Origin of the sequence: Prauserella salsuginis, assembly GCF_024648885.1 — a bacterium.
Classification (GTDB): domain Bacteria; phylum Actinomycetota; class Actinomycetes; order Mycobacteriales; family Pseudonocardiaceae; genus Prauserella; species Prauserella salsuginis.
Window position 1 is genome coordinate 507,848 of sequence record NZ_JANBBF010000010.1, and the last position, 13,173, is coordinate 521,020.

Below are 13,173 nucleotides of genomic sequence, written 5' to 3' on the forward strand. Positions count from 1 at the left end.
CAAACCGCAAAAAGTGGTGCACATCCCATGTCAGCGTCGACACAGTGGGGCCCGCGGAGTGCCGCGGCCGACCAGTCGCTGCTGGCGTAGGCGACGTTTCAGGAGGACGCATGTCCCGGCACTTCCTCGCGGCCGGCTCTCCGGAGCTGGCCGGAGGTGACTACGGCATAGTCGCCGTGGTCGCCGTGATCGCCCTGGCTGCACTGGCACTCGGATACGTCCTGCTCAAGGAGGTCCTGGCGGCAGACCAGGGCACGGAGCGGATGCGCGAGATCGCCACCGCGGTGCAGGAGGGCGCCGCTGCCTATCTCAACCGGCAACGCAGAACACTGGCCGTCTTCGGCGTGATCGTGTTTCTGCTGCTGCTGTTCCTACCGGCCGAAGACTGGAACGAACGCATCGGACGTTCGCTGTTCTTCCTGATCGGCGCGGTGTTCTCGTTCTCGATCGGTTACCTGGGCATGTGGCTGGCGACGAGAGCGAACGTCCGGGTGGCGGCGGCCGCCAGGCAGCCCGGTGGCCGGGAGAAGGCGATGCGTGTCGCGTTCCGTACCGGTGGCGTCGTCGGCATGATCACGGTCGGTCTCGGCCTGTTCGGTGCCGCCGTCGTCGTGCTGGTCTACGCGGGCCAGGCGCCGAAGGTGCTCGAAGGCTTCGGTTTCGGTGCCGCCCTGATCGCGATGTTCATGCGGGTCGGCGGCGGTATCTTCACCAAGGCCTCCGACGTCGGCGCCGACCTGGTCGGCAAGGTCGAGCAGAACATCCCCGAGGACGACCCGCGCAACGCGGCGACGATCGCCGACAACGTGGGCGACAACGTCGGCGACTGCGCGGGCATGGCCGCCGACCTGTTCGAGTCGTACGCCGTGACGCTCGTGGCGGCGTTGATCCTGGGCAGTGCGGCGTTCGGCGCGAGCGGCGAGGGACTGGTCTTCCCGCTGATCATTCCGGCGATCGGTGTGATCACGGCGGTGATCGGCATCTACATCACCAAGGCGCGCTCGGGTGAGAGCGCGCTGACGACGATCAATCGCTCCTTCTACATATCGGCGGCGATCTCGGCGGTGCTGTCGGCGATCGCGGCGTTCGTGTTCCTGCCGAGTTCGTTCGACGGGGCGTCCGGCAACCCGGCGGTCATCGCGACGCTCTCGGTGCTGATCGGCATCGTGCTGGCCGGGTTGATCCTGTGGCTGACGGGTTACTACACGGGCACCGAGAACAAGCCCGTGAAGGACGTCGGCAAGACGTCCGAGACGGGTGCGGCGACGGTGATCCTCTCGGGCCTCTCGCTCGGGTTCGAATCCGCGGTGTACACGGCTCTGGTGATCGGTGCCGCCGTGTTCGGTGCCTACCTGCTCGGCGGTGCGGTCGCGCTGTTCGCGGTGGCGCTGGCCGGTACGGGCCTGTTGACGACCGTCGGCGTGATCGTCGCGATGGACACGTTCGGCCCGGTGGCGGACAACGCCCAGGGCATCGCGGAGATGTCGGGCGACCTCGAGGAGGGCGAGGGCGTTCAGATCCTCACCGAGCTCGACGCCGTCGGTAACACCACGAAGGCGATCACGAAGGGCATCGCGATCTCGACGGCCGTGCTGGCGGCGACGGCGTTGTTCGGCTCGTACTCGTCGGCGATCCGCGACGCGCTCACCGAGGTCGGCAGGACGGTGGGGGACTCGGTCCCAGACTCGTTCGTCGACAGCATCATCTCGCCGAACACACTGGTCGGCGTCATCATCGGCGCCGCGGTGGTGTTCCTGTTCTCGGGCCTGGCCATCAGCGCGGTGTCGCGCGCGGCAGGCGCCGTGGTCTACGAGGTGCGACGGCAGTTCCGTGACATCCCGGGGATCATGGAGGGGACGACGCGGCCGGAGTACGGCAAGGTCGTCGACATCGTCACCCGCGACTCGCTGCGCGAGCTGGCGACGCCCGGGCTGCTGGCGGTGTTCGCGCCGATCGCCGTCGGATTCGGACTCGGTACGGGTGCGCTCGCCGGGTACCTCGGCGGCGCGATCGCGTGCGGCACGCTCATGGCGGTGTTCCTCGCGAACTCCGGCGGTGCGTGGGACAACGCGAAGAAGCTGGTCGAGGACGGTCACCACGGTGGCAAGAACTCGGAGGCACACGCGGCGACGGTCATCGGTGACACGGTCGGCGACCCGTTCAAGGACACCGCGGGACCGGCGATCAACCCGCTGCTGAAGGTGATGAACCTGGTGTCGCTGCTGATCGCACCCGCGGTCGTGCAGCTCACGGTGGGTGAAGGTGCCTCTCCGGCGCTGCGGATCACGTTCTCGGTCGTGTCGGTGGCGATCATCGTCGCGGCCATCGTGGTGTCGAAGCGGCGCGGTTCGGCGATGACCGAAACGCCGGCCGAGGCTTCGACGAACGCCTGATCACGAGGCACCGTGCCGATGCCCCCAGGGGCACCTTGGTTGCGCCCTCCCGTCTCCGCCACCCAACCGGTGGCAGTACTCGATCAACCGTCTCCCCCGCCGCCCGGTCGGAGACACGACGTGTACGGCGGCGTGGGATCAACGGAACCGAGGTGACCCCTGGGGGCTTTCGCCGTTCGGAGGCCTCCGCACGGCGTGGGCATGGGCACAGTGTTCGCATACGCGACCGGTGCGGACGGTACTCTCCGCATCGGATGCAGTACGAACCGTGACCGGAAGGGGCGGCGTTGGGGGCGCGGAGGTTCGTGACGGTCGGCGTGGCCGGCGGGATTCTCGGCTGTGCACTGCTGGCCGGGTGTGGTCAACCGGACTCGTCGGCGAGGCAGGCGGACCGGCCGTCCGGCAGTCCCGCGGCGTCGGGGGATCCCGCCACTCCAGGGCGCGACGACGAGCTCGCCGCCTGGGTGGACGAATACTGCGGCGCGGCGGCGGACGTCGTCGACGCGGCGAGCCGGTTCCCGGAGATCGACGCCAGCAGTCCCGACCGCACCTCCGCCACGTCGGCGAGGCTGCTGACCGTGATGATCGGCGGCTTCGACACCGCGCTGGAACGTCTCCGCGGGCTCGGGGAGACCGGCGTGGACGGTGTCGAACGGGTGCGCGTGTCGACGGTCGAGGCCTACGGCCGCGTGCGGGAGCAGGCGGTCGCCGCGAAGCGTGCGCTCGACCGGCGCGGGGCGGACGCGGTCGGCGCGGTGCGCACGACGCTCGACCGGGTCGGCACGCTCGACCTTCTCGGCGACCTCGATCGGGTCCCCGAGCTGCGCGATGCGGGCACCCGTTCGGGCACCTGCGGGCAGCTCACGGCACGCGGCGATGCCCGCATCGCGGGGCGGTGACCCCGGCACGCCGCAGGGCGCGCGTTGTGACGGAGAACCTTCCCGCGACCGTTCCCGCGACGCGAGGGATCGAGCGGGCCGTGCCGGTGCAGGCGGTCGGCCCGGCGGGGTCGGCGGTTGACTTGGCGAAGTCAGAGGTCGACGCTGCGAAGTCGGACGTCGATACGGCGTCGACCGCGAGTCGGCGCTCACCGGACGCCGACCGGGCCAGGCCGTCGACGAGGCGCCGACCCGCACGTCGTCACCCGGGAGTGGGGCATGAGTGGCCCGGTCGGGCCCCGTGTCGTGATTCGTGATCCGGGTGGCCGGGAATGTCTGGGCGGGTCGCGGTGTCTCAATGACACGTGGCCGTCGACTCGGCCGGGTGAGTTCCACATCACCTGTGCGACCCGCAGGCGGGTAGTCACCGTAGGGGTGGCGGGCGAGAGTCGGCGCAGCGGCATGGAAACATCGGGGACGAATCGGCCGAACCACTTGACACGTCGCATGCGGCGTGTTGAGGAACCTGGGCAGACACGACGGACGTTCAGCGTGCACACTGGCGGGTCCGATAGATGATGTGAGGAAGCGGGACAGCGTGGCGGCAACGACGCGGAAGAAGAACGGCGAGAGTTCGGGTGGCGGCAATCGACGACTGGTGATCGTCGAGTCGCCGACGAAGGCGCGCAAGATCGCGCCGTATCTCGGCAACGGCTACGTCGTCGAGTCCTCGCGCGGCCACATCCGCGACCTGCCGCGGGGCGCCGCGGACGTGCCCGCCAAGTACAAGGGCCAGTCGTGGGCGCGACTCGGCGTGGACGTCGACAACGACTTCGAGCCGCTCTACATCGTCCCCGCCGACAAGAAGGCCACGGTCACCGAGCTCAAGGGCTTGCTCAAGGACGTCGACGAGCTCTTCCTCGCGACGGACCCCGACCGTGAGGGCGAAGCCATCGCCTGGCACCTGCTGGAAGCGCTGAAGCCGAAGGTGCCGGTGCGCCGCATGGTGTTCCACGAGGTCACGCCGGAGGCGATCCGGGCCGCGGCGGAGAGCACGCGTGAGCTCGACCCGGACCTGGTGGACGCGCAGGAGACGCGCCGCATCCTCGACCGGCTGTACGGCTACGAGGTCTCGCCGGTGTTGTGGAAGAAGGTCATGCCGCGACTGTCGGCGGGCCGGGTGCAGTCGGTGGCGACCCGCGTGATCGTCGAGCGGGAACGCGAGCGCATGCGGTTCACCTCGGCGTCGTACTGGGACATCTCGGCGACGATGGACGCCGGTGCCGACGCGGCGCCGCGGAACTTCCCTGCGCGGCTGACGGCGGTGGACGGCGCTCGCGTCGCCACCGGCCGGGACTTCGGCTGGAACGGGCAGCTCAAGGACGCCTCGGCCGAGGTCCGCGTGCTGGACGAGACCGAGGCGAACCGGCTGGCCGAAGCGCTCGGCGGCCGTGACTTCGCGGTCAGCAGCGTCGAGGAGAAGCCGTACACGCGGAAGCCGTACGCGCCGTTCATGACGTCGACGTTGCAGCAGGAGGCGGGCCGCAAGCTGCGGTTCTCGTCGGAGCGGTCGATGCGGATCGCGCAGCGGCTGTACGAGAACGGTTACATCACCTATATGCGTACCGACTCGACGACGCTGTCGGAGGCGGCACTGTCGGCGGCGCGCAGCCAGGCGACCGACCTGTACGGCTCCGAGTACGTGTCGAACGGCCCGCGGCAGTACAACCGCAAGGTCAAGAATGCGCAGGAGGCGCACGAGGCGATCCGCCCGGCCGGTGAGGTGTTCCGCACGCCCGGTCAGGTCGCGGGCGAGCTGGAGACCGACGAGTTCCGCCTGTACGAACTGATCTGGCAGCGCACCATCGCCTCGCAGATGGCCGACGCCAAGGGCACGACGATGTCGGTGAAGATCACCGGCACGGCCACGAGCGGGGAAGAGTGCGTGTTCTCGGCCTCCGGCCGGACGATCACGTTCCCCGGCTTCCTGAAGGCCTACGTCGAATCCGTCGACACCGAAGAGGGCGGTGAGGCCGACGACAAGCAGAAGCGGCTGCCGCAGCTCGCCGAGGGACAGAACCTCACGGCTGCCGAGCTCGACCCGGACGGCCACGCGACGTCGCCGCCTGCGCGCTACAGCGAGCCCGCGCTGGTGAGCAAGCTCGAGGAGCTGGGCATCGGCCGTCCTTCGACGTACGCGTCGATCATCAAGACCATCCAGGACCGCGGTTACGTGTGGAAGAAGGGTTCCGCGCTGGTGCCGTCGTGGGTGGCGTTCTCCGTCGTCGGGTTGATGGAGCGGCACTTCGAGCGGCTCGTCGATTACGACTTCACCGCTGCGATGGAGGACGAGCTCGACCGCATCGCCAGCGGTGACGACAAGCGCACCAGCTGGCTGTCGCGCTTCTACTTCGGCGGCGACCTGGGCGTCGACGGTTCGGTCGGCCGCATCGGCGGGCTGAAGAAGCTGGTCGGGTCGGGCGTCGAGGACATCGACGCGCGGGAGATCAACTCCATCCCGATGTTCACCGACTCCGAGGGCCGGGACGTCGTCGTGCGCGTGGGCCGGTACGGGCCGTATCTGGAACGCGAGGTGGACGGCAAGTCGCAGCGGGCGAACCTGTCCGACGATCTGCCGCCGGACGAGCTGACGTTGGAGATCGCCGAGAAGCTGTTCGCGACGCCGCAGGAAGGGCGTGTGCTGGGCACCGACCCGGTGAGCGGGCACGAGATCGTCGTGAAGGAGGGCCGGTTCGGCCCGTACGTCACGGAGATCCTGCCGGAACCGGAGGAGGAACCGGCCGAGCAGGACTCGGCGGAGGAGGCTGCCGCCGAGTCCGACGGGGGCGAGGACTCCTCGGGGGAGCAGAAGACCGGGACGAAGACGGCGACCAAGAAGACCACCGCCAAGAAGACCACGGCGAAGAAGACTGCAAAGCCGAAGCCGCGCACCGCGTCGCTGCTGAAGTCGATGGACATCGCCGAGGTGACTCTCGACGACGCGCTGAAGCTGCTGTCGCTGCCGCGCGTGGTGGGTACGGATCCGGAGTCGGGCGAGGAGATCACCGCGCAGAACGGCCGGTACGGGCCGTATCTGAAGAAGGGCACCGACTCGCGGTCGCTGGCCACCGAGGATCAGATCTTCGACATCACGCTCGACGAGGCGTTGAAGCTCTACGCCGAGCCGAAGCGCCGGGGCAGGCAGGCCGCGAAGCCGCCGCTGCTGGAGCTCAAGGAGGACTCCGTCTCCGGCAAGCCGATCGTGGTCAAGGACGGCCGGTTCGGGCCGTACGTGACCGACGGCGAGTACAACGCGTCACTGCGCAAGTCCGACAGCGTCGAGGACCTGACGCAGGAACGCGCCGAGGAGCTGCTCGCCGAGAAGCGCGCCAAGGGGCCTGCGAAGAAGACGACGAGCAAGAAGTCGACCGCGGGCACCAAGAGCACCAGCACCAAGAGCGCGGGCACGAAGAGCACCGGGACGAAGAGCACGGCCACCAAGTCCAGCGCCGGCAAGTCCACGGCCGCCAAGAGCACGGGCACGAAGAGCACGGGCACGAAGAGCACCGCGAAGAAGTCGACGTCCGGGTCGACGGCCTCGAAGTCGACGGCGAAGAAGAGCACGACGACCGCGAAGAAGTAGCAGGTCCGGTGAACACGACACGGCTCCCGGTGGGATCACCCGCCGGGAGCCGTGTCGTCGGTGCGGGCGGGGCGCCGCCGTACGGGCGTTCACCGGTCCGACGGATGTCGCCGACCGGGGGCATGCGTCGGACCGGGTCGGCTCCGCCCGGCTCCCGTGGTGCGTGTCGTCGGGTGTTTGCGCAGCGCACGCGGGATCTCTCGGGGTCGGGCGACTGCTCACGGTCGACCTCGGGCGGACTACCCGCTGCGGTCGCCGCGGCTCGTGAGTGAGCCGGGTCATCGTCCTGTTGGCGGATGCGCGGTGTGATGGGACCGCTACCCTGACAGCCGACGGCATGTCATGGCGGGTTTCCCGCATCGGAAGCAGGTACGAGGAGGACGCGTGGGCAGCGGAGACGGCACCCAGGCTCCGGAGTCAGCGCACGGCTACAGCGATTCACTGGCCGACGCGGACACCGCCACGGACGGGTCCGGTTCGATGATTCCTCCCGCACAGTCGACCGTGCCGGATCTGGAGGTCATCCGGAACAAGGCCGCGGCGGCGCTTGCCGAGGAGGACGCGAAGCAGGCGCAACAGGCCGGTTCCGGGGACGCCGGCGGCACCTCGGACGCCGACGCGCAGGACGGCGATTCGGAAGGTGGGGACGAGGAGACCGCGGGCACCGAGACCACCGGCACCGGAACGAACGGCGTCAGGGGCAGGCTCGGCAAACTCCCGAGGCCGCGGATGCGGGGCCAATTGCTGCCTGCGATGTTGCGCAGGGGGCAGCAGTCCCAGCAGGCGCAGCGGCCCGCGGAAGCCAAGCCCGTGAAGCAGCCGCTGAACCAGCGCGTCACGGTCCGCAAGCCGTCGAACGCCTCGACCGGCATGATCGTGGCCGGCGTGCTGTTGATCGTGTTCGTGATCGTGGCGATCCAGTTCGTCGTCAGCTTCGTCGAGAGCGTCAGCAGCATCTTCTCCTGACCGGGCGTTGCCGGGGACGGCGTCGCGGCCGCTCCCGATTCACCGGCTCGGCGCCGGTCATGGCGCGTACCGGCCCACCCGGGGCGCGCCGAGGCCACGCCTGACCACCGGCGCCCGACCTGCTGTCCCATTTTGGTGAATCGCCCGGTGTGGCATCACCGTCGGTGGGGTACTGCCTACGCGCGGTGTCTTCGCTGGTCCACCCCGCAAGGGCGGGCAGGCCAGCGATACCCTGGCCGCACAGGCAGCGCCGGTCATGTGGGGTGGGGCACATCAGCGAGGCAGCTCGGGGGACACAGAACGCCGACACACGCGGTGACCGCGCGTCGGCGGACGCCTCCACGGCGCAGGGCACCGCCCCCGGTGACACCGAGGGTGCGCCGCGCGTGGCGGCGGGTTCGCCGGCGCACCACGAGATGTCGACGACCCGGCGGGCACGCAGCGTGCTGGGGATCCGGCCGTTCCGGCGGCTGTGGGCGGTGACGTACCTGTGCAGCGTGGCCGACTGGCTCGCGATGCTCGGCCTCACCGGCCTCGTCACGAAGTACACCGACGACTATCTGCTGCAGAACTTCGCGTTCGTCGGGGTCGTGCTCACCCAGTTGCTGCCAGGGTTGCTGTTCGCGCCGCTCGGCGGCCTGCTGGCCGACCGGTTCGACCGCCGCAAGGTGATGATCTGCGCCGACCTCGCACGGTTCGCGCTGCTGTTCTCGATCCCGATCGTCGGGTCACCGATCTGGCTGTTCGTCGCCAACTTCATGGCCGGGTCCGCCGCGATGATGTGGATCCCGTCGAAGGACGCTGCGGTACCGAACCTGCTGCGCAGGCCGGATCAGGTGGAAACGGCCAACCAGCTCGGCCTGTTCATGACCTACGGGCTCGCGGTCGTCAGCGGCGCCGGGCTGTACTCGGTGCTCACCGGTGTGCAGACGACGCTCGGGATCTCGCCCGACGCGTTCGGCGAGTTCGGTGTCGCCAACGCCGTCGTGTTCATCAACGCGCTGCTGTACCTGGCCAGTGCCCTGCTCATCGCGACCCGCATCCCGGAACTGTCGCTCCGCAACGTTCACCCCGTGCCGGCGAGCACCGCCGCGCAGGACACCGCGTCGAGCGGCGACGACGCCGACGTCGGCTTCATCGCGATGGTGCGGCAGAGCTTCAGCTACATCCGGCGTACCAAGCTGGTCCGCGGCCTGCTGATCGGGATGATGGGCGCGTTCGCCGCGGGCGGCGCCGTGATCGGTGCGGCCAAGCCGTACTCGCTGAGCCTGGGCGGCGGCGAAGCGTCGTTCGGCCTGCTGTTCGTGGCGGTCTTCGTCGGCGCTGCGGCAGGTCTGGCGGTGGTGCCGAAGCTGGCCCGCAGGCTGCCACACGACCGGCTGTTCGGCGTGGGCATCGTGCTGGCGGGCCTGGCGCTGATCGTCGTGGCGCTGTCGCCGCACCTGGCCGTGTCGCTCGTCGCGGCGGCCGCCGTCGGTGGGTGCGCGGGTGCAGGCTTCCTCACCGGCGTGACGATCATCGGCTCGCAGATCGACGATTCGATGCGCGGCCGCATCAACGCCATCTACCAGTCGCTACTGAAGATCATCATCTTCGGTTCGACCGCGACCGTGCCGGTGCTCATCGGCTTGGTGCAGCCGCACAAGATCACGGTGTGGGGCAACGAGCTGATCATCGACGGCACGCGGCCCGTGTTGCTGGGCGGCGGGCTGCTGGCCGCGCTCGTCGGCGTCGTCGCGTACCGGCAGATGGACTCGCGCCGCACCGAACCGATCCTCGCCGACCTGCGCAACGTCATGCGCAGGCGGCCACGGCGTGTGAACGGCCTGCTCATCGCGCTCGAAGGCACGACCGAGACCGACACGGGCAGGCAGGCGGCCCGCCTCGCCGACGCTCTGCGCACCGGGGAGCGGGACGTCGTACTCGCCACCGATCCGGCGCTCGACGACGAACGCCTGCGGGGCATCGTCTCAGGAGCATCGCTGTCCAGCGCACGTGCGCAAGCGCTTGCGGCCGCGGCGGTGCGCGCCGACATCGTGGAACGCGACATCCGGCCTGCGCTCGACTCCGGCGCCGTCGTCGTCATGGAACGGTTCGTCGACTCGCCGCTCGCGCACCTGTCCGCGGTGGCCGGGCTCGACGCCTCCGAGCTGGAGGGTCTTGCCGACTGGGCGACGGCACGGCTGCGGCCCGACCTGGCGGTGTTGCTCGACACCGACCCGGGGGCGGGGACCGCCGAGGGCGGTGCGGACGGCACGTCGGCCGGCCCGCAGCATTGGCGGGTGCAGCAGCTGCTCACCGAAATGGCGTCGGCGGACCCGCAGCACTACGTCGTCGTGGACGCGGACGGCAGCCCCGACGACGTCGCGGACCGGATCCACACCGCGGTCCAGTGCGCTCTCGCAGGGAAGGTGCCGGGGCTGAGCGCGCGGCGCCGGAAGTCCGGCCACGCGAACGGCTCCGCGTCCCAGGACTCGCCCCGCGCCCGGACAGACGGGGCAGCCGGGACCGACGGGGCTGCCGAAGCGCAGGCCGCGGACGAGACCGGCGCTGACGAACGCGCGACGCAGGGGACCGCATCGTGACCTCGGTGTGGTCACAGGTGGTCGGTCAGGAACCGGCCGTGGAGACGTTGCAGACCGCCGCGTCGGCGGCCGCTGCGCTGGTCGCGGGTGAGGCCGACACGAGCGGCGGGATGACCCACGCGTGGTTGTTCACCGGTCCGCCCGGGTCGGGCCGGTCGGTGGCCGCCCGGACGTTCGCCGCCGCGCTGCAGTGCTCGACGGGTACGGGCTGCGGCGGCTGTACCGGTTGCCGCACCGCCGTCGCAGGCACCCACGCCGATGTCCGACTCGTCGTCCCCGAAGGGCTGTCGATCTCGGTTGCGGAGATGCGCGCGCTCGTGCAGGCCGCCGCGCGCAGGCCCACGACCGGTGAATGGCAGGTCGTGATCATCGAGGACGCGGACCGCTTGACCGAGGGAGCCTCGAACGCGCTGCTCAAGGCCGTGGAGGAACCGCCGGACCGCACGGTGTTCCTGCTGTGCGCGCCGTCGGACCACCCCGAGGACGTGTCCGTGACGATCCGGTCGCGGTGCAGGCTCGTCACGTTGCGCACGCCGCCGCCGGACGCCATCGCACGGGTGCTGGCCGAGCGCGACGGTGTCGACGAATCGACCGCGCGCTGGGCCGCCTCGGTGTGCGGCGGGCACGTCGGCAGGGCACGCAGGCTCGCCACCGACGAGGCGGCACGTGGCAGGCGCGACTCGGTGCTGCGCATCCCGCTCGGACTTCGCAGGCCCGGCGACGTCTTCACGTGCGCCGACGAACTGATCAAGACCGCCGAGTCCGACGCCGCCGACGAGAGCAAGACACGCGACGAGGCCGAAGCCGAGGAGCTGCGCACCGCCATGGGCTCCGGCGGCACCGGCAAGGGCGTGGCGGCGGCGAAACGTTCCGCCGATGCCGCCGTGAAACAGCTGGAGAAACGGCAGAAATCGCGGGCCACCAGAACCCAGCGGGACACGCTCGACCTGGCGCTGATCGACCTGGCCGGGTTCTACCGCGACGTGCTCGTCACCTCCAGCGGAGCGGGCGCCATTCTCAACCACCCCGACTTCGCCGAACACAGCCGCGAGGCCGCACGCGAGTGGACGCCGGCGTCGACACTGCGCCGCCTCGAAGCGGTCCTCGAATGCCGCGAAGCGATCACCTGGAACGTCAAACCGCGCATCGCAGTCGAGGCCATGATCACCACCCTCCGCGAGGGCTGATCCACACGGAGGCAGGGCCGAAACGGCGACTCCCACGGCGCCTACCTTCCCCACGGACACCGGGCGATGCGTCTCTGAAGGCCGCTTGATGAAGCACAGAAAACCGAAAGTTTCCGAAATTTAATTCCTAACCTCGTAAGACTCAACGGTTTCCGGGGGATTTGGTCACAGTGTGTGATCAAATATACCCGTTTGGTGGATTGGGTGGGCTTCAATATTCATTAGCATGGTCGCGTCATGCATGGGGGTATTCGCACTCTACTGGGGTATTCGTGTTGCCGCCATGGCGCGTATAGATCGGAATCGTGGGGAAAATGAAAGAAACTGACGTGCGTTGGGTGCTGGCATTCGATGCCTCGTGCGGCGAATGTAAAAGGGTTTCAAAATTAGTGAGCGAAGCAGCTGAAGGGCGGATTGAAGTCCTGCCTCTGGCTGGTGAAGAGGTCAAGAAGTGGCGACGGGATAGCTTGGGACCAAACGCGAAGTGGGCTCCCACGCTTCTTTGTGTAGGCGATTCGAGCGTCCGGGCTTGGACAGGAAGGGCGATTGCACTTCCGTTGCTGAAACGGCTTGGCGTACGTGCTTCCGGTCGGGTGTTAAACGCGTTGGGTCAATTGCGACGCGCAACTCCTGCAGCCGCGGCACCTGGAGGCGGTCAGGAGGTGAGCCGAGCCAAGTTCTTCCGGTTTGCCGCGGGCGTAGCAGTTGCAGGGGGGATCTTGGCCAACGGTGCGCTACCGGCTGGCGCGGCAGCCAGTGTGAGCACGCATGAATGGGTCAGAGCCAACCGTGACAGACTCCCGCGTTCACTGCGAGATTTTGTACAGTATCCAATGTCTTATCGCCGCGCAATCTTCAATTTCCTTCCTTCGGAAGTGAAAAGCAGCCTCTGGGTTGAATATATCTCACACCTTAGGTCAACTCGAGTTAACCTTTCCGGTCACCAAGTTGAGGTCTTGGGGGAAATTGTAGACGTTGCTTCTGATGGGTCTATATTTCAGGATGCGGGGAACAGTATAGCCAAGCAAAAGGTTAAAACCCTCGAAGGTCGAGTTGTTGCTGCGTTTGGAGAGATTGAGGCGCAAGAAATTCTACGCACGCTCGGTGGTAATGAGTCCACGAACCTGCATCAACTTCCTCTCGCTGTGGATTGTGCGTGTAATACTGCCGATGATTGGTGTAGCGGCTGTCCGAATCAGAAATGCACCGGCGGTGGCTGCACTACGTCCACGAGCGGGTGCGGAAGTCTCTGGGTGAAAGAGTGCAATGGGCTCTGTAAATGTCCCTAAGTATGTCTCATTTGAGTCGTTTGGAGCAGGCGATGACGGCCGTGAAGGTGTCGGTTCGGCGTTTGTAGACCAGCGTCGGCGGCGGTGGTAGGCGGTCAGCAAGCCATGGAAGGTTCGATGCCTTACAGGTGTCAGTCGAGGCGCTCCTTGGGCTCGATATCCTTACGCGCCAGCCGGGGCCGGATTACTCATGTCTCGTAACCTTCGGCGATGGTCGTGGCTGTTGTAAGGC

Annotated in this window: 7 protein-coding genes; all 7 read left to right on the forward strand. The window is 68.3% G+C overall.

The genetic code is table 11. The features are described 5' to 3' along the window. The first annotated feature begins 110 nt into the window (after window positions 1-110). The 7 genes from LY40_RS13610 (at window position 111) to LY40_RS26530 (ending at window position 12,941) form a co-directional block, all read left to right on the forward strand. Window positions 111-2,393: a sodium-translocating pyrophosphatase gene (locus LY40_RS13610; RefSeq protein WP_183782312.1), complete on the forward strand. Its 2,283-nt coding sequence runs from the start codon at window positions 111-113 to the stop codon at window positions 2,391-2,393. Window positions 2,394-2,698: 305 nt separating this feature from the next. After that, window positions 2,699-3,292: a hypothetical protein gene (locus LY40_RS13615; RefSeq protein WP_183782315.1), complete on the forward strand. Its 594-nt coding sequence runs from the start codon at window positions 2,699-2,701 to the stop codon at window positions 3,290-3,292. 577 nt (window positions 3,293-3,869) lie between these two features. Continuing rightward, window positions 3,870-6,914, forward strand: a complete 3,045-nt coding sequence (gene topA / locus LY40_RS13620; protein WP_258937061.1) for a type I DNA topoisomerase — start codon at window positions 3,870-3,872, stop codon at window positions 6,912-6,914. A gap of 384 nt (window positions 6,915-7,298) precedes the next feature. Next, the gene (locus LY40_RS13625) at window positions 7,299-7,880 is read left to right on the forward strand and encodes a hypothetical protein (protein WP_258937062.1); all 582 of its coding nucleotides are present in this window, start codon (window positions 7,299-7,301) and stop codon (window positions 7,878-7,880) included. 416 nt (window positions 7,881-8,296) lie between these two features. After that, on the forward strand, window positions 8,297-10,465 hold the full coding sequence (locus LY40_RS13630; RefSeq protein WP_258937210.1) for a bifunctional MFS transporter/dTMP kinase: 2,169 nt from the start codon (window positions 8,297-8,299) through the stop codon (window positions 10,463-10,465). Beyond that, window positions 10,459-11,652 (forward strand): DNA polymerase III subunit delta', encoded by a 1,194-nt coding sequence (locus LY40_RS13635; RefSeq protein ID WP_183785324.1) that lies wholly within the window; start codon window positions 10,459-10,461, stop codon window positions 11,650-11,652. The genes LY40_RS13630 and LY40_RS13635 overlap by 7 nt, the downstream gene beginning before the upstream one ends. Window positions 11,653-12,485: 833 nt before the next feature. Next, window positions 12,486-12,941, forward strand: a complete 456-nt coding sequence (locus tag LY40_RS26530) for a bacteriocin fulvocin C-related protein (RefSeq protein ID WP_372508576.1) — start codon at window positions 12,486-12,488, stop codon at window positions 12,939-12,941. Window positions 12,942-13,173 lie beyond the last annotated feature (232 nt).

Bases quoted from the DNA above. Each gene is read 5' to 3' on its own strand.
- LY40_RS13630 (WP_258937210.1), top strand. From the start codon at position 8,297: ATGTCGACGACCCGGCGGGCACGCAGCGTGCTGGGGATCCGGCCGTTC.
- LY40_RS26530 (WP_372508576.1), top strand. From the start codon at position 12,486: ATGTCTTATCGCCGCGCAATCTTCAATTTCCTTCCTTCGGAAGTGAAA.
- LY40_RS13610 (WP_183782312.1), top strand. From the start codon at position 111: ATGTCCCGGCACTTCCTCGCGGCCGGCTCTCCGGAGCTGGCCGGAGGT.